The organism is Actinomyces sp. HMSC075C01 (assembly GCF_001812965.1).
Lineage (GTDB): Bacteria > Actinomycetota > Actinomycetes > Actinomycetales > Actinomycetaceae > Actinomyces > Actinomyces acetigenes.
Map to the genome: position 1 here is coordinate 16654 of NZ_KV811011.1, position 20284 is coordinate 36937.

Sequence of the window (20284 nt, forward strand, 5' to 3'; positions counted from 1 at the left end):
AAAGCACCCAGCACCAGAAGGTGCATTAAGACATTCTGGTCATTTTCTCTATCTGTTCCTGTACTTCAGTCAGAAAGCACCCAGCACCAGAAGGTGCATTAAGACCGCTCGACCTCCACCGAGCCAGGCGCCGTAAACCCGTCAGAGAGCCCCCAGCACCAGAAGGTGCATTAAGACGAAGGTCCTGAGTGTGTCGAAGCCGATCCAGCCGTCATGTCAGAAAGTACCCAGTACCAGAAGGTGCATTAAGACTCACTCTCAAACTGTGAGAACTGGAGCGGCACGTCGGTCAGAAAGTACGCAGCACCAGAAGGTGCATTAAGACAGCTGGGCCTCCCACTCAGGGATCTCTTCGCCCGTCAGAAAGCACCCAGCGCCAGAAGGTGCATTAAGACTGACTGCGTCAAGGCGCCCCAGAAGCTCGCTGATTAGTCAGAAAGCACCCAGCACCAGAAGGCCTATTCACTGGGAATTGCCGTGCGCTGGCTGCAAACAGCGCCGGAAAACGGTCAGTCCGATCGCCAGTCCCTTGAACAGGCCCTCCGAGTCGCCCCGAACCACCCCGCCACCACGGGCGCCGTCCTCCTCGACGGCAACCAAGGCCTCCACCCCAGGTGGATTCGTGCCAGGTGAGCTCGCAGGATTCCAGGAAACGTCACGCAGCCAAAACGCCCCTACCGCAGGAGCCGGTCAAGCAGACGCAAACCAAAACGGGCGGCACCAAGAAACTCGGCGACAACAGCCCAGCCAAGCCGCCCCGCGCGCCGCCCCCGCTTCAGGCGCGGCGCAGACGCAGGATGACGAGGCCGCCGGACAGCAGGATCGCCGCCACGGACAGCACGCCGATCGCCACACCCGTCACCGGCAGCCACCGCTCCCGGACACTCTGGGCGGAAGGCCGCTCAGCGGCGCTCGTGAGCCCCTTCGCGTCCTGGCTGCTACCAGCACCCACCACGACCTCGTTGTGGTCGCCGTCCCCGGCCCCACCCGCGGACTGCGCGCCGGAGCTTGCGCCATCCGGTACCGAGCCGCCGTTGGAAGACGGGGCCCCCGCAGCCGGGCCCTGCTGAGCCTTCGCCTGGGGCGAGGCCGACGCCGAGGCCGCCGGGGCCGGCGTCGCAGCGCCACCCCCGGCGGCTCCCGCACCGCCACCGGCACGCTGCTGATCCGCAGGCGCAGCCGCGCCACCAGCAGGAGCGGACCACTGCGGGCGCGCCACCAAAGCCACCTCAGCCATCATCTGCGCATCCAGGGTCTGCGCCTGGGCGGTGCCCGTCGAGGCCCGCACAACCTGGTTGTTGCCGACATAGATGCCGACGTCGTAGACGTTCCCGAACACCGTGGACCGGGCGGGAGCCGAGCCGGAACCACCCTGCCCCCCGGACAGGGGGTTGGAGAAGAAGACAATGTCCCCGGGGCTGATCGAGCCGTCCGTGTTCAGCCACAGACGCCCCTGGGAGTGGAACCAGCCGGCCAGGTCATCCGGCTTCCAGCTCCCGGAAAGGTCCTGCCCGACGTCGGCCCGGTAGCCGACCTGGGTGTTCTGGTCCGTCGCATACGTGGTGTGCGAGTAGTCCCAGCCGGAGAGCACCATGCCCACCAGGGCAGAGGACGTGATCGCGTACGGGGCGGAGCCACTGGCATGCGCATTCGCCCCCGACAGCGGCGTAGGACGCGACGCATCCGACACCAAGGACCCTCCGGCGTTGACGAAGGACTGGGTCCGGGCCACCACGTCGTTGGCGGCGGCGCCATCCGGGCCGGCGGCCGGAGAAGCGGGGAGCCCCTGCGGCACGGCCCACTGGCCATCAGCCAGCATGACCGAGACAGCGCCCAACGCGCCCCCGGGACTGACGCCCTCCACGTTGTAGGTCAGGCCGCCACCATCACCGGGCGCCTCGTCACCGAGGGTGGTCAAAGTGCCCGAAGCACCGCTGACCTGCGCCATCTCAGCAACCGTATTAAACGTGTTGCCGGAGGTCGGCTCCGCGGACACCGGAGCCATCATGGGGATGCTCAGCGAGGACGACAGCACCACCGCACCGGCGAGACCAACCAGCCTCGGAGCGCGTCGACGCACAGCCTTCTTCACTGTTACCAACAGTCCTTCCACGTCACCCGCCGGGAGGGGCATCCACCGGCGACCTGCACTTGTTATCTTAACGTAACGTACGCGACTCCGACCACCTTGAAAAGGGGGCACATCGCAGTTCGCGGGCCCCTTGACCGCCGCCCGACGACAGCGCCCAGGTGCCACATCCCGTTATTTTTCCGTCTTACCCTCAGGTTGCGTCAAGGTTGACCTGGATCAGTCAACCCCCGTAGACCTCAGGGCGCAGCGTACCGATGAACGGCAGGTTGCGGTACCGCTCGGCGTAGTCCAGCCCGTAGCCGACGACGAACTCCGTAGGAATATCGAAGCCGACGTACTTGACGTCCACCTCAACCTTGGCGGCGTCGGGCTTGCGCAGCAGCGTGGCGATCTCCACCGAGGCCGCGCCGCGGGAGGACAGGTTGCCCAGCAGCCAGGACAGGGTCAGCCCGGAGTCGATGACGTCCTCAATGATGAGGATGTGACGGTCGGTGACGTCGGTGTCCAGGTCCTTGAGGATGCGCACCACGCCGGAGGACTTGGTGCCCGAACCGTAGGAGGACACCGCCATCCAGTCCATCGGGGCACTCATGTGCAGCCGGCGTGACAAGTCCGCCATGACGTAGACGGCCCCCTTGAGCACGCCCACGAGCAGAGGGTCGCGACCGGCGTAGTCCGCGTCGATCTGCGCGGCCATCTCATCGAGGCGCTGCCCGATCTGCTACTCGGTGATGAGAACCTGCTGAAGGTCCGATCCCATGTCCGTGGCGTCCATACGCCCTGCCTTCCTCATGTGTCGTCATAACTGCGCGGGCCCACCGGGGCGGGGAGGCCACCGGTCCGCGCCGACGCCATAAGCCTGCCACAACGGGCCGCGACCTGGCACTTCAGCTGATGCGACGCACCCACACGTCGGGGCGAGCGAGCTCAGCCGGCGTGGGCAGCAGCCCGGGATCGGCCCACACGGCGTTGAGCCCCTCGTGCCCGATACGGGTCACGACGCTGCGCACGAAGGCGGCGCCGTCGGCGTACTGGGCCTCCTTGGCCTCCAGGCCCATGAGCCGGTGCAGCAGGAGCGAGCCCAGTCCGGGGCCAGGGCCGATGCCGCCGTCGGCCGCGCGGCTGCGCGAGAGCACGGCCCGAAGCCGGTGGACCGACGGCATCCGGTTGGGATGCACGTCATCGAGGACCACCTCGGCGTGCCCCTCCAGGAAGGTCAGCGCGGCCGCCAGGGAGGCGACCTCGGCGCGATCCGTGACGTTCATCAAACTCTCAAGCACCCGCCCTCGGCCCGCGCGCGCCGCAAGGCGCACCGCTCGGCCTCGCCACGGCAGACTCCCCCGCCCTCGCGGACTGGTGCCCCCGGCACCGTCGGCGCCCCCGTACACGGCCTCGACGACGGCGCCGATCACCATGCGCATGGAGTCCGACAGGTAGGGGCCGAGCCAGGGCGCGGCGGCCAGCTGGACGGCGTGGGTCATCTCGTGCAGGCAGACCCAGGCGGGCAGGTCGAGCATGTCCAGGTCCATCTGGCGGCGCACCGCCAGCACGTTGGGGGCCACGAGCAGGAGGTGCGGCGACGCCGCCCCATCCCAGCCTGCGCCCATCGTCACGTCACGGGCCGGCGCGGTGGCGGGCGCTGCGACGTCGGCCCCCTCGCCTGCGGGCGGAGCGACGTCGGCGGCACCGGCCCCGTGGCCGTGGGGTCCGCTCGGGGCCGCGGGCAGCACCTGCCCCAGGAGCCGGGTGGCGAGCAGGCTCATCGCCCCGGCGATCTCGGCGGCCCCGACGAGCTGGATCGCCTCCGAGGCCCGTGGGGCGGGCACCTGCTCCATGAGGCCGCGCAGCGCCCGGGTGGAGGCGCGCACGAGCCCGGCCCGGTCGACGACGCTCACACGCGTGGTCTCGGCGGCCTGCTGGGCCGCCCGGTTCAGGCCGGTGATCCTGGCGACCCAGGCCGGCGCCTCCTGGGCGGAGCGGCGCAGGACCGCCACCGAGCTGGCGCGCGCCGAGCGCGAGGCGCTGGGGCCCGCCGGGATGAGCGCGCTCAGGCGCTCCACCGTCCGCCAGTCGACGAGTCCCGCCGCTGTGCCCTGGGTCGTCACCGTGACACCTTTCTCGCCGAGTTCACCGGGCTGCCCGAGCCCCTGCCTTTCGCCACCGCGCCGAACACGCCGCCGCGCCTCTCACGAGCAGCCGCAGGAGGCCAGGGGCGCCACGAAGTGGTTGTCGATCGCGGTCGCGGCCGCCCCGCCGCCGTTGGCGGGGAAGCCGTTGGCCATGACAGCGAAGGCCAGCTGGCGCCCGTCGGCGGTGGTAACGACCCCGGCCAGGGAGGAGGTCTGCTCCAGTGAACCGGTCTTGGCACGCACCGTCCCAGCCGCGGCGGTGTCGTGCAGGCGGTGATCCAGGGTCCCGTCCAGGGCGGCGACGGGCAGATCGGCGATGAGGGTGCGTCCGGCCGAGCCGCCCTCGCCTCCGGCGGCCTTGGCGAGGATCTGGGCCAGGAGCCTGGCGGGGACCTTGTTGCCCTTGGCCAGCCCCGAGGAGTCCAGGAGCGTCACCCCGGAGGTGTCGAAGCCGTCCTTGCCCAGCTGGGCGAGCACGGCCTTGGAGGCCCCGGCGAAGTCGGCGGTCTCCTTGGCGTGCGCGGCCACGAGGCGCCCCTCGACCTCAGTCATCGTGTTGTCGGAGGTCTTCAGCGACAGGGCGAGGATGTCGGACAGCGGGGCGGAGGAGACCGAGGCCATCTCCCGGGCGCCACCGGAGGCTGCGGCGCGCGTCGGCTCGCCGTCGACCGTGATGCCGGCCTCGCTCAGGTGCTTGGCGAAGACCTGGGCGGCCCCCATGGCCGGATCCTCCGGGTAGCCCTGGTTCTGGGTGGCCGAGACATCCACCATGATCGGCTGGATCTTGGCCACGTACTGCTCGTTGCCGGCCTCCCACTTCTCGTTCCACTGGGCACCGGTGAACAGGGTGTCGTCCAGGCGCAGGGAGACCGACGTCGTCCCCTGGGACTTGAGCTTCTCAGCGGTGGCGCGGGCAAGGTCGCCCAGGCCCGCGTGGCCGGCCGTGACGCTCGGGTCGCCCTCGTTCTCGGCCAGCAGCACGTCACCGCCGCCCACGAGGGTGAGGGTCTGCCCCTCCAGGACGGCCTTGGTCTGAAGGGTGTGCCCCGGCCCCATGGAGGACAGGGCGGCCCAGGCGGTGAGCACCTTGTTGGTGGAGGCCGGCGTCACCCCGGTGGCGGCCGAGCGGTCCAGCAGCTCCTCACCGGTAGCGACGTCGACGACGGAGGCCGTCACGTTCCCCCCGGTCAGGGCGGCGTCGGAGGCCACGCCCTGGGCGTAACCGCTCAGGGCAGTCTTGGAGGGCGTAGGAGCCCCCTGGTCCAGGCCGGAGGGAGCGGCGGCGGTCTTGACGCTGGGGCCGACCGGCGTCGGGAAGGGCCGGGGGGCGACGTCGGCGTAGGCGACCGTCACCGGGCCGGGCAGCAGGTCGAGAGCATCGCCCAGGCTGTAGTAGCCGCCGAAAACCAGCAGGCTCGCCGCTGTCAGGGCAGCGGTCTGGACCTTGCGCATACGTCCTCCGGACTGGGTTGTGGACAGGCGGGATGGCCTGTATATCAAGTAGGTGGGGCGCCCAGGAGGTTACCGCCACCGGTGCACCGACGTGCAGAGTACGCGTTTACCGACCTCAGGCGCTGTCGTGCGCCACACTAGTGCCATCAATACCCGCCCCGCCGGATCGACGCCGACCAGCAGGCACCGTTCCAGCGCCCAACGAGCTGAAGACACGAGCGAAGGAGGCTCCCCGTGGAGTTCGACGTCACGATTGAGATCCCCAAGGGCAACCGCAACAAGTACGAGATCGATCACGAGACCGGCCGAATCCGCCTGGACCGCATGCTCTTCACCTCGACGCGCTACCCCGACGACTACGGCTACATCGACGGGACCCTCGGTGAGGACGGCGACCCCCTCGACGCGCTGGTCCTGCTGGAGGAGCCGACCTTCCCCGGCTGCGTCATCCGCTGCCGCGCACTGGGCATGTTCCGCATGCGCGACGAGAAGGGCGGCGACGACAAGGTCCTGTGCGTGCCCAGCGCCGACCAGCGCGCCTCCTGGCGTACCGACATCGAGGACGTCTCAGAGTTCCACCGCCTGGAGATCCAGCACTTCTTCGAGGTCTACAAGGACCTTGAGCCCGGCAAGTCCGTCGAGGGCGCCCACTGGGTGGGCCGCGAGGAGGCCGAGGAGGAGATCCGCCAGTCCTTCCAGCGCGAGGCCGACCGCGTCGCCCGCGAGGGCCACTGACGCTAGCCGGGCGGGCGGGGCAGAGCGGCACATATGCTCCGCACCGCCCCACAGCTCGCGACCGACGAACCGCCCGCCCCGGCGTTAGAAGCGCACCGCGTAGGGCATGACGCCGGAGTAGCGCATGGGGGTGACGCGCACGGTCATACCGAAGGTCGGCGCCTCGATCATCGTGTCGTCGCCCAGGTAGATGGCGACGTGGTAGATGCCGGACTGGCTGCCGTCGGAGGACCAGAAGACCAGGTCCCCGGGCTGGGCGGCGTCGAGCGGGACCTGGGTGCCCTCCCCGTACTGCACGCGCGAGGAGTGCGTGAGGTACACGCCGGCGGCCGCGTAGGAGACCATCGTCAGCCCCGAGCAGTCCAGGCCCGACGCCGACTCCCCGGCCCACACGTAGGGGGTTCCGATGTACCCCATGGCCGCGTTGATGGCGGTGGAGGCCGCGTTGCCGGAGTACGACGGCGCGGGCTCAGGCTCCGGCTCAGGCTCCGGGGCCGGGGTGGGAGCGGGAGAGGGGGCGGCCTCCTCCTCATCGGCCGCCTCGGGCTCCGGCTGGGAGGTGGTGGCGGGTTCCTGGGCGGAGGACTGGGGGCTCGGGCTGGGCTGGCTCGACTGCTCCTGGGGAGCAGGGGCCGACTCCTGAGGCTGGGCGGCGGCCTGCTCGGCCTGCTTCTGAGCGAGGTCGGCGGCCGCCTTCTCCGAGGCCGCCTTGGCGGCTGCCTGGGCGGCGGCCTCCTCGCGGGCCTTACGCTCGGCCTCGACCTGGTTCTGGTACTTCGTCTCCAGCTCGACGGTAGTGTTGCGCTGGGCGGCCAGCTGGACGATGAGGTTCTGGCGGTTGGTGCGGGTGGTGGTGACGGCGTTCTGGGCGTCGTTGGCGGCGGCCTCGGCGTCGGACTTGGCGGTCGCGGCGGCGGTTGTGGCGGTCTCCTTGGCCGTGACCTTCTGGTCGGCGATGGTCTGCATACTCGCGGCCACCGCCGCGAGGGCCTCGACGTTCTGGACCTTGGCGTTGTTCTTCTCGCCGGCCCGGGTCAGGGCGACGTCGGCGTCGGCCAGGTCCGCCAGTGACTCGCTGGTGAGGTAGGGGGTGAGCGGGTCGAGCGGGTTGCCGCTCTCCTGGTAGGTCTGGACGACGATCGAGCCAAGGTCGGAGCGGGCCGTAGCCGTGCTGGAGGCGGCGGCGTCGGCGTTAGCCTGGGCGGTCTGGGCGTCCTTGGTGGCCGTGTTGAGCTCGTCGACGGCGGTCAGATAGTCCTCGTTGGCGACCTGAGCCTTGATCTGGGCCTCCTCCAGGTTGCTGCTCTCCTGGGCGAGCTGGGCCTCCAGGGAGGCGATGGAGGTGGAGGTCGAGCGCTCGGAGGCCTTAGAGCGATCGATGTCGCTCTGATCCACGGGGTCGGCCAGCACCGATGGCGCCAGGGTGCATGCCAGGGCCACCACTGCGGTGGCGACGACACCGTATCCGTGCCGTCTTGGGGGGATCGAGCTCACAGGGGTTCTCCGTCGTGATGGGGCTGAACGTGAGGATGACGCCTCACCCGGGGACCGGCGCCGGCCCGCCGTCGGGATCCGTTCCGCGAGATCACGGGGGCGCGGAGCGGATGAGGGGACGAAGACGGCAGACAGCGTCAGCCCGGATGCGACAAAGCCACACTAGTCGCTTTGGCCCCATCTGAAAACACAATTCACACTATTCACAATCGTAACTTACATCTCTGTAGTTAACGGATTGTGCCTGCGCTGACGGGGCTCTTCGTCGTCGTCATATGACCGTGACCGATATGACATCCGGCACAAATGACCGTTTGTGCAGGTCACTCTGGGTTGAAACGGCCGGATCGTCGCCGACGGAAGGCGGTCGCTCAGGCCGGACAGGCCGGCACCGCCCGGCGGCAAGGGGACGCCACGAAGGCGCCGCACCGGTACCGCACCCGCGCCGAGCCCTACACCGCGGCCGCATGGCGGACACGCGTTTGGACCACCCGCGGAGGAAACCGCTAAAGTCGGAGCATGTTCCGTCGTCCTGAGGCCCTTTGGCCGGACGCCCCCACCACGGGGCGAATGCGCAGCTGACGCGCACGCCGCCGTCGGCCCCCGTGCGCGTCCCCGCCCTCACCCGCACCATCACAGAAGTTGCAGCAACGGTGACGGCGGACGACTCAGCGCCACGACACCTCGCCCCCTCCTGCTGCCTGCCGCCTCCGACGCCGGGCCGCAGCGACCCAGGCAGCCGCCCGCAGGCACGCCGCAACCGCCGGCGCGAGGCAGGCACCGCTCGTGGCACTGACATCGCCGCCGGCCACCGGGAACCACCAAGGAGTCCTCATGACCGACCAGCACCCCACCGCCCCCGACCAGACCGCCCCCCAGGGCGCGCAGCCGGTCCCCTCCCCCACCAGCCCGGCGGGCTGGCGCTTTGAGACCAAGCAGGTTCAGGCCGGGCACGATCCGATGTCCGAGCCCACCCACGCCCGGGCCATCCCGATCTACCAGACCTCCTCCTACGTCTTCGAGTCGGCCGAACAGGCGGCCTCCCGCTTCGCCCTGAGCGACCTGGGCCCGATCTACACGCGCCTGAACAACCCCACCAATGACATCGTCGAGCAGCGGATCGCGGCCCTGGAGGGTGGTGTCGGGGCGCTGCTGACGTCGTCGGGGCAGGCGGCCACGACCCTCGCCCTGGTGACGCTGGGCGGGGCGGGCGACAACATCGTGGCCTCCCCCTCCCTGTACGGCGGCACCACGAACCTGCTCACCCACACCCTGCCGCGGCTGGGCATTGAGGCGCGCTTCGTGGACGACACGGGCGACCCGGCGGCCTGGGCGGCGCTGGCCGACGAGCGCACTGTCGCCTTCTTCGGGGAGTCGATCCCCAACCCGCGCGGCGACATCCTCGACATCGAGGTGATCTCGGCGGCCGCGCACGAGCTGGGCATCCCACTGGTCGTGGACAACACGGTGGCCTCGCCCTTCCTGACCCGCCCCTTCGAGTGGGGCGCGGACATCGTGGTGGCCTCGGCGACGAAGTTCCTGGGCGGGCACGGCTCGTCCGTGGCGGGCGTGATCGTGGACTCCGGCGGTTTCGACTTCGCGGCCCAGCCCGAGCGCTTCCCGGGCTTCAACACGCCCGACGAGTCCTACCACGGCCTGGTCTACGCCCGGGACCTGGGGGTGGGCAGCCCGCTGGGCGCGAACCTGGCCTTCATCCTCAAGGCGCGCGCCGAGGGCCAGCGCGACCTCGGCTTCGCGCTGGCGCCGCACTCGGCCTTCCTCATCGCCCAGGGCATCGAGACGCTCTCGCTGCGCATGGAGCGGCACGTGGACAACGCCCTGGCGGTGGCCACCTGGCTGGAGGGGCGCGACGACGTCGCCTCGGTGCGCTACTCGGGGCTGGCCTCCAGCCCCTACTACGAGCGGCACCGCAAGTACTGTCCGCGCGGGGCGGGCTCGATCCTCACCTTCGACCTGGCCGGCGGGCGCGAGGCCGGGGCGGCCTTCATCGACGCCCTGAGCCTGTTCTCCAACCTGGCCAACATCGGGGACGTGCGCTCGCTGGCGATCCACCCGGCCACCACGACGCACTCCCAGCTCGACGACGCCGGCCTGGCCGCGGCCGGGATCACCGCCGGGACCGTGCGCCTGAGCGTAGGGATCGAGCACATCGACGACATCCTGGCCGACCTCGAGCGCGGCCTGGCGGCGGCCCGGGCCGTCGGGGCGGGCGAGCCGAGCGTGGCGGCCGGGGCCTGAGGCGGTCTGTCATGAGTGCGACCACGTCCTCCTCCTACCCCGTCTCCAGCGGCAGCACCCAGACCGAGCCAGCCGCCTACGGCGTAGGGACGGCCTCCTCCAAGCTGGTGGACCGCAAGGCCGGCTCCCCCACGGGCGCCTGGCGGCCCGGCGACGAGCCGGGGCGCCGCCGGTTCCTGGAGATCGGGGACCTGCCCCTGGAGTCCGGGGAGGTCCTGCCCAACACGGTCCTGGCCTTCGAGACCTGGGGGGAGCTGAGCCCGCAGCGCGACAACGCGGTCCTCGTGCTGCACGCCCTGACCGGCGACTCCCACGTCACCGGTGAGGCGGGGCCCGGGCACCCGACGCCGGGCTGGTGGTCGGACCTGGTGGGGCCCGGGCGGGCCATCGACACCGAGCGCTACTTCGTGGTGGCCGCCAACATCCTGGGCGGCTGCCAGGGCTCGACGGGGCCGTCGTCGACAGCACCGGACGGGCGCCCCTGGGGATCGCGCTTCCCGTGGCTGACCACGCGCGACGCCGTCGAGGCCGAGGCGCGCCTGGCCGACGCACTGGGGATCGAGGTCTTCCACCTGGTCATCGGGGCCTCGCTGGGCGGGCACCGGGCGATCGAGTGGGGGGTCACCCACCCGCAGCGGGTGCGCAACCTGGCGCTGGTGGCCACGGGGGCCTCGACGACCGCCGACCAGCTGGCCTGGTGCCACCTGCAGGAGCTGGCGATCGTGGCCGACCCCTTCTTCTTCGACGGCGACTACTACTCCCACTCGGTGGGGCCCGTGCGGGGGCTGGGGCTGGCGCGGGCGCTAGCGCACACGACCTACCGCAGCGCCGCCGAGCTCGATGAGCGCTTCGGGCGGCGCCACCAGGGCGAGGAGGACCCGGCGGTGGGCGGGCGCTACCAGGTGGAGTCCTACCTGGACTACCACGCCGGCAAGCTGCTGGCGCGCTTCGACGCCAACACCTACCTCATCGTCACCCACTCGATGATGGTGCACGACGTCGGCACGGGGCGCGGCGGCATCGAGACGGCGCTGGCGAGCGTGCAGGCGCGCACGCTCGTGGTGGACGTGGACTCCGACCGGCTCTTCCTGCCCGCCCAGGCCGAGGAGCTGGCCGGAGGTATTCCCGGCGCGAGGCGCGAGACCATCACCTCCCTGCACGGGCATGACGGCTTCCTCATCGAGGCCGATCAGATGGACGAGATCCTGCGCGACTTCCTGGCCGGGGCATAGACATCGACAAAAACTTCAGAAACGACGCGGCTCCGGGTCGTTTCTGAAGTTTTTGTCGAAGTGTGCGGCACGCGCCGGGACGCGACGGGGCGCGCCGCGCCGTCGCGGACCGAGCGGTCGGCCTTCGGCGACTCGCCCGACTTTGCAGAATCGAGATGTTCCGTTACCTTATCGTGAGACGTCTGACATCTGCCGTCTACGTCTCCTGTTGAAGGCAAGGCCGCCTCGGCTCCCTAGAACGGAACACCTATGACATCGCACAGTCCTTTTTCCCGGAGGCGCCTGCCCGCCCTCCTGGGCTCCCTGCCACTAGCCGCCACCGGCCTGATCGCCGCTGCGCCCCCGGCGCTCGCCGTCCCCACGACTGACGGCCTGGCCGACGTCACCATCACACAGGTGAACGCGCCCGCGGACGGCCTCTACGCCGTCGGCGACGTCATGACCTTCAACATCACCCTCACCAACACCAGCGGTGAGGCCCACTCCTACGCGCCGGCCTCGACGAACCTGTCCGGGAACGTCTCCAAGTGCCGGTGGCGCAACGTCCCGGCCGGGACCACCAAGACCGACTGCACCGGCCTGGCCACGCACACGGTGACCGCCGAGGACCTCAAGGCCGGCGGCTTCACCCCGCAGATCGCCTACGAGGTCAAGGCAGTGGAGTACGCCGGGAAGGCCCTGAGCACCCCGGAGACCATCAGCGGCGCGACGAGCCCGGTCAAGGCCAACTCGCTGCGGGTCGAGTCGATCACGCCGTCGTCGAATAAGGAGAACTACAAGCTGGGCGACACCGTCAGCTACACGGTGCGCGTGCGCTCGGTGTCGGACAAGACGATCAACGTCGCCGCCACCGAGTCCTCCTTCGACGACCTGGGCCGCCAGTGCCACTGGGGCGGCCTCAAGCCGGGCAAGGGCGCCGTCTACAACTGCAAGCCGCTCACCCACACGATCACGCAGGCCGACGTCGACGCCGGCCGCTGGACGCCGTCGATCACCCTGACGGCCACCGGCACCGACGGCGCCGCCCTCCAGACCCTCACCGCCACCGGCAACCCGATCAACGTCGTCGGCGACCACCCGCAGGCCACGCCCGCGCCGGCGCCCGACGCGAGCACGGAGCTGCCGGCCTCGATGAGCCAGGCCCAGCACGTGGCCCCCAACACGGCCACCGACAACTACCGCATCCCGGCGATCACCACCGCCCCCAACGGGGACCTGCTCATCTCCTACGACGAGCGCCCGAAGGACAACGGCAACGGCGGCAGCGACGCCCCCAACCCGAACCATATCGTCCAGCGTCGCTCCACCGACGGCGGCAAGACCTGGTCGGCGCCCACCTACATCCACCAGGGCACGGAGACCGGGAAGAAGGTCGGCTACTCCGACCCGAGTTACGTCGTCGACCACCAGACGGGCACGATCTTCAACTTCCACGTCAAGTCCTACGACCAGGGCTGGGGCGGTTCGCAGGCCGGCACCGACCCGGACAACCGGGGCGTCATCCAGGCGGAGGTCTCGACCTCCACGGACAACGGCTGGACCTGGACGCACCGCACGATCACCGCGGACATCACGAAGGACAACCCGTGGACCGCGCGCTTCGCGGCCTCGGGCCAGGGCATCCAGATTCAGCACGGCCCTCACACCGGGCGCCTGGTGCAGCAGTACACGATCAGGACCGCCGGCGGCGCGGTGCAGGCGGTCTCGGTCTACTCCGACGACCACGGGAAGACGTGGCAGGCCGGCACGCCGATCGGGACCGGCATGGATGAGAACAAGGTCGTGGAGCTCTCCGACGGCTCCCTCATGCTCAACTCGCGCGCCTCGGACGGCTCCGGCTTCCGCAAGGTGGCCCACTCCACCGACGGCGGGCAGACCTGGAGCGAGCCGGGGTCCGACAAGAACCTGCCCGACTCGGTGGACAACGCCCAGATCATCCGGGCCTTCCCGAACGCCGCCCCGGACGACCCGCGCGCCAAGGTGCTGCTGCTGAGCCACTCGCCGGACCCGAAGCCGTGGTCGCGCGACCGCGGCACCATCTCGATGTCCTGCGACGACGGCGCCTCCTGGACGACCAGCAAGGTCTTCCACGAGCCCTTCGTCGGCTACACGACGATCGCGGTGCAGTCCGACGGCAGCATCGGCCTGCTCAGCGAGGACGCCCACAACGGCGCCGACTACGGCGGCATCTGGTACCGCAACTTCACGATGAACTGGCTCGGCGAGCAGTGCGGCCAGAAGCCGGCGGAGCCGAGCCCGGCACCGTCGCCGACGGCGGCACCCTCGGCGGCCCCGTCGGAGAAGCCGGCCCCGTCGGCCGCGCCGAGCGCTGAGCCCACGCAGGCCCCGGCGCCGTCCTCTGCGCCTGAGCCGAGTAGCGCCCCGGCTCCGGAGTCCACGACCGCTCCGAGCACGGAGCCGACGGCAGCCCCGACGCCGAGCTCCGCGCCCGAGCCGAGTGCTGGGCCGACCGCTGCGCCGGCACCGGAGACGTCCTCTGCTCCGACCGCTGAGCCGACGCAGGCGCCGGGTGCGCAGCCGAGCTCGGCGCCCAAGCCGGGCGCCACGGGTCGGGCGCCGTCGATGGTGAACCCGAAGGCGACCGCTGCGCCGACGCAGTCGGGGAAGCCGTCGTCGAGCGCGAGCCCGGCACCGAGTCGGAGCGCGGCGGCAACGTCGAAGCCGGGTATGGAGCCCGATGAGATTGATCGGCCGTCTGACGGGGCCATGGCGCAGCCGACCGGTGGCGCCAGCACGCCGAGCGCCACGCCGACGCAGGCGGCGAAGGCCGGCAGCAGCCTGTCTCGCACGGGGACCAACGCGCTGCTGGGCCTGGGCCTTGCGGGTGTCGCGGTTGTTGGCGGCTACCTGCTGCTACGGGCTCGTCGCGCGAAGAACTGAACACGATGAGCCGGTCATCCGGCTCTGAGCACTGACTGAGGGGTGGGACGCCGGCGCGTCCCACCCCTCAGTGCTGTCCTGCTCGGAGGAGCTGGCCGCCTCAGCGGCGAGACGCGACCGCGCGGACCAGGCTCGCCACCGGGTGCCGGCAGGCCGCCGGGTAGAGAGATCTGCGTGCGTGACCTCTGCTCACATCCGGCGAGGTGACCTGGCGCAGATCGAGCCCAGGTGGGCCCGGCGCTGCTGAAGGACCCCAGCGGCCCTCCGCCCTCACCAACGAGACGTCCGACAGTGTCCACATCGGACACAAAGCCCCAGAACGGGACGGAACCGGCGAGAAGAAACCGCATAATTCCAACGTTTCGTTTCCCGGGCTGGCGACATCAGGGCTCCTTTGTCACCGATTTGGACACCGGCACCCTCCAGCGCCCCCGCAATGCGGTCAGGCTCGAGCGCGAGAGTCCGTGAGAGCCTGTTCGTATGCGTCGAGCAGACGCCGGGCGTTTTTGGGCGAGCGGAAGAGGTGGGCGGTCTCCTGCCAGCTCGCGTACTCGTCGGCCGGCATGAGGACCGCTCGGCCGTTACTCGAGACGATCTCGACAGCATGGTGACTGGCGGCGATGCGGTCGATGAGCGCTGGCAACGTCCGGCTTGCTTCATCGACGCTGACGGTCACCGCCACTCCCCTACGCTCACACAGCATGGAGGAACACTACCAAGCCCCGGGGGCAAACAGACGGTGACCTCCCCCTGCACACAAGAGTGCTAGCATTACAGTCGCCCCACATTCCTAGACAGAGAGATCTCATCATGGCCAAAGGTTTTAAATGCCCCAAATGCGGGCGGTATACCCTTCAACCCGAATCCACCAATTGGTTGCGGTGTTCGAACTGCGAAACAAAAGTGAAAAAGGATAACGTTTAAGGCGACTTCAGGAGACATGAGACACTAACTCACTCCTGACGTGCAGATCTCACCGAAACACAAGTCTGCAACTTAGCATCATCGACACGGCCTCCTCCAAGCGACACAGCACAGTAATAACTTCCAGATAAAACTTGATGGACTTAGTTAAGATACTGGTATCCAACTCACAAACCGGTTGTCCACGCCTGCGCATCCCACCGGGCAACCGGCTCGAGCGACTGACTGGCGATCGACGTGGCCAGTACAGCATTCGGGCCAACGCCCAGTGGCGACTCTGCTTCACCTGGCATGAAGGAGGTGCGGATGATGTCGAGCTCGTCGACTACCACTGACGCTGACCGGATCGACCCGATTCACCCGGGAGAGGTCCTCATGGAGGACTTCATCGAGGGGTTCGGGATCACTCAGAACAAGCTCGCTACGGCCATCGGCGTGCCCCCGCGCCGCATCAACGAGATCGTGCACGGCAAGCGCGGCATCACTGCGGACACCGCTGTACGACTGGCCAAGTACTTCGGCACGTCTGCCGAGTTCTGGATGAACCTGCAGAGCCACTACGAGCTCAGGCTTGAGCGCCGGGCACTGCGCGAGCAGCTCGACAACATCGTGCCGCTGCAGCCGGTGGCGTAGACAACGCAGACGGTATACGTGACCGACGTTCATCTCCGGCAAGGTGAGCCGGTAAGAATCGAGCCCAGGTGGGCACTGCGCCGCTGAGGGACCCCAGCAGCCCTCCGCCCTCACCAACGAGACGCCCGGCATTGTCCAAATCGGTGACAAAGGCCCAGAACGGGACGGAACCGGCGAGAAGAAGCCGCATGATTCCAACGTTTCGTTTCCCAGGGTGGCGACATCGGGGCTCCTTTGTCACCGATTTGGACACCGGCTTCTTCCAGCGCCGCTGCAATGAGGTCGGGTTCGAGCGCGAGAGTCCGTGAGAGTCCGTTCATATGCGTCGAGCAGACGCCGGGCGTTCTTGGTCGACCGGAAGAGGTAGGCGGTCTCCTGCCAGCTCGCGTACTCGTCGGCAGGCATGAGAACCGCTCGGCCGTTGTTCGAGACGATCTCAACGGCATGGTGACTGGCGGCGATGCGGTCGATGAGCGCCAGCAACGTCCGGCTCCGCTTCGTCGGCGCTGACGGAGGCTTATTCACAGCATCCGTCAAAAGTGCTGTGACCTGCGCAGATGACGGCTTCGGCTAGCCCTGTGAATAAGCCTCACGGTCACCGCCGCTCCCCTGGTTTCACACGGCATTGGAGTATCGTATCGGTCCCTTCGCCTCGGATGGTGACAAGGTGGCGAGAGCTGCCGGAGTCGCCGGCAGGGGAGCCCAACTACTTCACCATACGTGCGCCACCGACGTTCACATCCAGTGAGGTGAGCCGGCGCGGATCGAGCGCAGGTGGACACGGCAGAACCTCGGGGAAGCCCCTCAAGCGTCACCAACGGCGATTCAGCCAGATGGTGTACATCTGCGACGAAGACCTGAACAGATCTGAGACGACACCCGAGAACCGCGTGATTCCAAGATTTCTATTCACGAGACGCCGTTTCAATCCTTGGCGTGTGCGGCTCGGGTGAGGGCTTCCAGGCGAGGCTCAATGGACTCGGACATCATGGTGACCTCCCGCTCGGGGACTCGGTTCGCCCGCGCCTGACCCCGCCATCCTGACAGGGACGCAGTGATGCGTTTGATTCGCTCCCGCGCCTCCGATTGAGTGAGCCGGTAGTCGTTTGCAACAGCCAGGAGCCCGTCGATCTCATCGGGCATCACGTCTGCCCCCATGATCGACGTCGCTCGGGGCCGACTGGGGTCGGGGTTCGGGTTGACGTCGAAGACGGGGCTGAGTCTCCAGAGCCCACGGTCGGCGAGGAACCCGTGGTTGCGCAGGTGGTCGTCAGTGTTGCCGAGGGCGATGCTCGCGATGATTCGGTCGTAGAACTCATGGAGGTCTTGCACGGGCGAGCGAGAGAGATCGCGAATCGCCTCGGCGAGGTCGGCGTAGTCCTTCTGGTCTCCGTCGGACGATCCGGTGGCCGTCATCGCACTGATATAGCCGAAACGCGCGCCATCACGGGTTCTGTCGAATCGCCGCAAGATGAGGATGCTTCGATTGCCCACCTGGGTGAGCTGGTGCTGGGGTGTGCAAACGCCCGCGGTCTCAAGCAGGTCGAGAGCGGTGGCCTCCCAGGCCATGACGTCCCAGGAGTCGCTGGAGTGAGGGAACTTCGCAATGGCGAGGCCACCATCGTCGAGCCGAACTGAGGCCTTGGGCCGCGCACCGCCGAGGCCCGTCGTCCCTGTGTCGAGAAGTCGTTTAACGGCGTCGGAGGGGTCATCGTCGGAGGCCAGTTCGTCGCTGGCGTGCAGTAGCTCAGGCAGAGCGACGAGCCGCGGGACACGCGAGGGCTCACCCAGGAACTCGTCGCTCCCGGGGACCCGGAAGCGCAGGGCGCCCTGACGGGTGTCGTCGCTGACGCCCAGGAGGAAGTCGAGGTCGTCCAGCTGACGGGGAACGCGTCCCTTATCGCGGGCTCGCGATCGTTCGGCCTTGCGGATGAGGTTGCGGCCCCAGCGGTCAGGCGCGCTGTCAGCAAAGGCTCCAATGAGCCCGGGCTGGTATTGAGCGCCGGGTACCAGGCTCAGGGCAGGATCGATGTTCATCCCACCGTCGGCGAGGTAGGTGGGGTCGTAGAGAAAGGTGGTGGAGACCTGGCCGCGCGATCGGGTGACGTGCGCTTGGCCGACCAGGCGGTGGGAGCCGTTGGCATCGGAGACGACCTCGATAGTGGTCATCGGGCGCGCTTTCTGGTGAGGCGCCCGGCGCGGAGGCGGCCGATGTCGCTGGCTAGGGGGTCGGCCGCGTCGACAAGCTGGTCGAGGATGCCCAGGGCGCGCAGCACCTGGGTGACGCTGTTGAAGCTGACGTTGGGGTTGCCCGACTCGATCTTGCGCAGGGTGTCACGGGTGATGCCTGCTCGCTCGGAGACCTGCTGCGCGGTCAGGCCGAGCACCATGCGCCAGCCGCGCACGTGCTCTCCGAACTCCGTCACCTGACGGTTGATCCTGTAGCCCGACATGCCCCTCCGTTCACTATGACGACCATAGTAGCCCGAACTGAGAGTTGCGGCGATCGTGCCCGTCATATCGTTCAGCGAACGTGGAGAGGACAACGGTTGCGGCAAGTGATGATCGACCCTCGGACGCTTGGGCTGCTCGCCGGCGGACTGTCCAAATCATCCAGCGGCGCGAGTTCAGCACATGACCGTAAGCGTGCCGCAGATCCTCGTCGTCGAGATGGTCCTTCGTGTAATGCTTGCGTGCAGACCGATGGATATCAGGCTGCGGCATAAGCCCATTGCTTAACAGCGGCTCGTATGGCCTCCGACCGGTTCGTAATCCCCTCATCAGCGGCCCGCTTCAGCAACGCAGCAAGAAGCTCCTCGTCGAGTCGGACAGTCACAACCGTGCCGGGCCCCCGCCCGACTGGGGGCCGCCCAGGAGTCGGACGGGGCAGCCGCTGAAGGTCGTAACCAGCCTCAGCTTCGTCAGCCCAGGCCTGGATCTGCTCATCGCTCACGCAACGTCCGTGAAGAAGGTGCTCGCCCATGGCAATATCGTATACGAAACTCGGTCGCGGAGTCTTCCCCGCAACCGCAACACTCGACAGCCAGACACCACCACTGAATGACACGAAGATCCCGCTCTCCGACGAGCCGCCGTTGTTCCTGGATTGCTCCCAACAGCCGACCTTCGTTGCCCCGCAGGCGGCGCTCTGCCAGCCGGCGAACCTTCAAGTCGCAGTTCAAGGACTGCTTCAAGATGGGGTCGCTCATTGGCCGCGGCTCGAGTGAGTCCTTCCAACCAGCCTTCCAAGGCCCTGACTCCGTGGCGATCCAACCCCGCGAGAGTCGGCTGGTGGTGTCCTTGTCTTGAGCGGGGCGACGACGACGGAGCAGACGGCTGAACTCCGGGCTTGCGCTTCGTTACGGTTCCATGCCGGATAGCAGGACGTCAAGTTGCCGGCCGAGTTCAGGAAGATCGTTGCGTGCCGTCGTCACCAGGATGTCGACGTCGATTGACCAATACCCGTGCACAACTCGATTGCGCAAACCGATGGGTCGACGCCAGATGATTTCCGGGTGACCTGTACGAAATTCCTCCGGCAGCTTCGCCGCCGCCTCTCCAAGGATCGTGAAGTTCCAAGCCAGAGCATCAGCCTTCACCCAGTCGCCCTCGAGGTCAGCACTGAGCTGGACTCCGTCAACGAGGGCGACGATGCGGGATATCGCATCCCGCATCTCTCTCAGGTAAAGATATTCAGGCCGCCACATAAAATGGCTCCGCGTCCGCAAGGACCTGGTCACGGATCAGCGGGTGCAGTGCCTTCCGTGACACTAAGTCGACGGGGCGTCCGAATAGGTCGGCAAGATCCTGCGATAAGTCCTCAATCTCCCAGCCGAGCGCTCGCCCCTGAGCAAGTTCGTAGAGAAGATCGACATCACTTCCTGGGCCGTCCTCTCCACGAGCGACGGATCCGAAGACGTCGAGGCGCGCGATCCCGAAGCGACGGCACAGCGCGTCCAGCCTCAATCGGTCGACATCTAGAGTCTCCATGCGCCAAGTCTACGCGATGAGCAACACATGGCCACGGGTCGGAGGCGGATCCCTCCCACCCCCACGTATAGCCGGCACTACTTCCTTCCGACGACCAACGCCCTCCGCCCCATAGCTCGCTGCCCGCAGTAACAGCGGGTCAGCCTTCCTGTCGAGGCACTGAGCCCATGACCACTCCTCCGATCCGAGCCCCCAAACTCATGCCTTGTCAGATGAGACGGTGGTGGCCGGAACAGATGCGACGGTCGTGGACTTCTGGCGCTTCACTCTGTCCAATCTTCGGATGAACAATGCTCGCGGCTACCTTGATGAGTTCCTGGCGACGAGGGCGATAGGTTTAGCTGGACTACGAGTCAAGTGGGATTCTTACAATGCCCTGCCACTGAATGGGGCCACGATTGGTGTCGAGGAAGGTTATTCAGGGGAGGGTGTTGGGGGTTTGG

General features: G+C 68.2%; 18 protein-coding genes and 1 pseudogene. 7 read left to right on the forward strand and 12 right to left on the reverse strand.

All coding sequences use genetic code 11. The features are described from left to right. Positions 1-775: 775 nt before the first annotated feature. The 4 genes from HMPREF2883_RS09600 to dacB form a co-directional block, all read right to left on the reverse strand. On the reverse strand, positions 776-2092 hold the full coding sequence (locus tag HMPREF2883_RS09600; protein ID WP_256277417.1) for a hypothetical protein: 1317 nt from the start codon (positions 2090-2092) through the stop codon (positions 776-778). A 220-nt stretch (positions 2093-2312) separates the two neighbouring features. Continuing rightward, the gene (gene hpt, locus HMPREF2883_RS09605) at positions 2313-2810 is read right to left on the reverse strand and encodes a hypoxanthine phosphoribosyltransferase (protein ID WP_256277419.1); all 498 of its coding nucleotides are present in this window, start codon (positions 2808-2810) and stop codon (positions 2313-2315) included. 169 nt (positions 2811-2979) lie between these two features. Next, positions 2980-4197 (reverse strand): zinc-dependent metalloprotease, encoded by a 1218-nt coding sequence (locus HMPREF2883_RS09610; RefSeq protein WP_070661598.1) that lies wholly within the window; start codon positions 4195-4197, stop codon positions 2980-2982. A gap of 81 nt (positions 4198-4278) precedes the next feature. Then, positions 4279-5673, reverse strand: coding sequence for a D-alanyl-D-alanine carboxypeptidase/D-alanyl-D-alanine endopeptidase (dacB, locus tag HMPREF2883_RS09615; protein ID WP_070661601.1), 1395 nt, complete (start codon positions 5671-5673; stop codon positions 4279-4281). 234 nt (positions 5674-5907) lie between these two features. Between dacB and HMPREF2883_RS09620 the strand changes: the two genes are divergently transcribed. Then, the gene (locus tag HMPREF2883_RS09620; protein ID WP_010614423.1) at positions 5908-6408 is read left to right on the forward strand and encodes an inorganic diphosphatase; all 501 of its coding nucleotides are present in this window, start codon (positions 5908-5910) and stop codon (positions 6406-6408) included. Between the two features lie 84 nt (positions 6409-6492). Here the strand turns inward: HMPREF2883_RS09620 and HMPREF2883_RS09625 are convergent, their stop codons facing one another. Next, positions 6493-7902 carry a C40 family peptidase gene (locus HMPREF2883_RS09625; protein WP_081384612.1) on the reverse strand — a complete coding sequence of 470 codons (1410 nt, stop codon included), beginning with the start codon at positions 7900-7902 and terminating at the stop codon, positions 6493-6495. An 834-nt stretch (positions 7903-8736) separates the two neighbouring features. Here HMPREF2883_RS09625 and HMPREF2883_RS09630 point away from each other — a divergent pair. The 3 genes from HMPREF2883_RS09630 to HMPREF2883_RS15775 all read left to right on the forward strand — a co-directional run bounded on the left by HMPREF2883_RS09630 (position 8737) and on the right by HMPREF2883_RS15775 (position 14294). After that, positions 8737-10161, forward strand: a complete 1425-nt coding sequence (locus tag HMPREF2883_RS09630) for an O-acetylhomoserine aminocarboxypropyltransferase/cysteine synthase family protein (protein WP_070661604.1) — start codon at positions 8737-8739, stop codon at positions 10159-10161. Positions 10162-10172: 11 nt separating this feature from the next. Next, positions 10173-11393 (forward strand): homoserine O-acetyltransferase MetX, encoded by a 1221-nt coding sequence (locus tag HMPREF2883_RS09635; RefSeq protein ID WP_070661607.1) that lies wholly within the window; start codon positions 10173-10175, stop codon positions 11391-11393. Positions 11394-11642: 249 nt separating this feature from the next. Further along, positions 11643-14294, forward strand: coding sequence for a sialidase family protein (locus tag HMPREF2883_RS15775; RefSeq protein WP_070661610.1), 2652 nt, complete (start codon positions 11643-11645; stop codon positions 14292-14294). A gap of 442 nt (positions 14295-14736) precedes the next feature. On the opposite strand, the gene HMPREF2883_RS09645 is transcribed toward HMPREF2883_RS15775, so the two are convergent. Next, positions 14737-14997 (reverse strand): type II toxin-antitoxin system Phd/YefM family antitoxin, encoded by a 261-nt coding sequence (locus tag HMPREF2883_RS09645; RefSeq protein WP_256277418.1) that lies wholly within the window; start codon positions 14995-14997, stop codon positions 14737-14739. A gap of 409 nt (positions 14998-15406) precedes the next feature. On the opposite strand from HMPREF2883_RS09645, the pseudogene HMPREF2883_RS14275 reads away from it, so the two are divergent. Beyond that, positions 15407-15553: pseudogene (locus HMPREF2883_RS14275) on the forward strand (type II toxin-antitoxin system RelE/ParE family toxin); the annotation flags it as partial. Continuing rightward, on the forward strand, positions 15528-15851 hold the full coding sequence (locus HMPREF2883_RS09650) for a HigA family addiction module antitoxin (protein WP_070661628.1): 324 nt from the start codon (positions 15528-15530) through the stop codon (positions 15849-15851). The pseudogene HMPREF2883_RS14275 and the gene HMPREF2883_RS09650, both read left to right, overlap by 26 nt. Positions 15852-16088: 237 nt before the next feature. Here HMPREF2883_RS09650 and HMPREF2883_RS14820 read toward each other — a convergent pair whose 3' ends face one another. From HMPREF2883_RS14820 to HMPREF2883_RS09670, 6 genes are all read right to left on the reverse strand, one after another. After that, a complete protein-coding gene (locus HMPREF2883_RS14820; protein ID WP_141759089.1) occupies positions 16089-16376 on the reverse strand; it encodes a type II toxin-antitoxin system Phd/YefM family antitoxin in 288 nt (95 codons plus the stop codon). Positions 16377-16775: 399 nt separating this feature from the next. Continuing rightward, complete coding sequence (locus tag HMPREF2883_RS09655) at positions 16776-18020, reverse strand: type II toxin-antitoxin system HipA family toxin (protein ID WP_070661616.1); 1245 nt, start codon at positions 18018-18020, stop codon at positions 16776-16778. Then, on the reverse strand, positions 18017-18304 hold the full coding sequence (locus tag HMPREF2883_RS09660; RefSeq protein ID WP_009395767.1) for a helix-turn-helix domain-containing protein: 288 nt from the start codon (positions 18302-18304) through the stop codon (positions 18017-18019). Before HMPREF2883_RS09660 ends, HMPREF2883_RS09655 begins: the two co-directional genes overlap by 4 nt. Before the next feature lie 257 nt (positions 18305-18561). Continuing rightward, complete coding sequence (locus HMPREF2883_RS14290) at positions 18562-18834, reverse strand: ribbon-helix-helix protein, CopG family (protein ID WP_075371337.1); 273 nt, start codon at positions 18832-18834, stop codon at positions 18562-18564. 376 nt (positions 18835-19210) lie between these two features. Continuing rightward, entirely contained in the window at positions 19211-19558 is a 348-nt protein-coding gene (locus tag HMPREF2883_RS09665) for a HepT-like ribonuclease domain-containing protein (RefSeq protein WP_070661619.1), read from the reverse strand. Next, positions 19545-19841, reverse strand: a complete 297-nt coding sequence (locus HMPREF2883_RS09670) for a nucleotidyltransferase family protein (RefSeq protein WP_070661622.1) — start codon at positions 19839-19841, stop codon at positions 19545-19547. Before HMPREF2883_RS09670 ends, HMPREF2883_RS09665 begins: the two co-directional genes overlap by 14 nt. Before the next feature lie 205 nt (positions 19842-20046). Here HMPREF2883_RS09670 and HMPREF2883_RS15255 point away from each other — a divergent pair. Then, the coding region (locus HMPREF2883_RS15255) for a hypothetical protein (protein ID WP_218079137.1) at positions 20047-20284 on the forward strand (238 nt) is incomplete at its 3' end.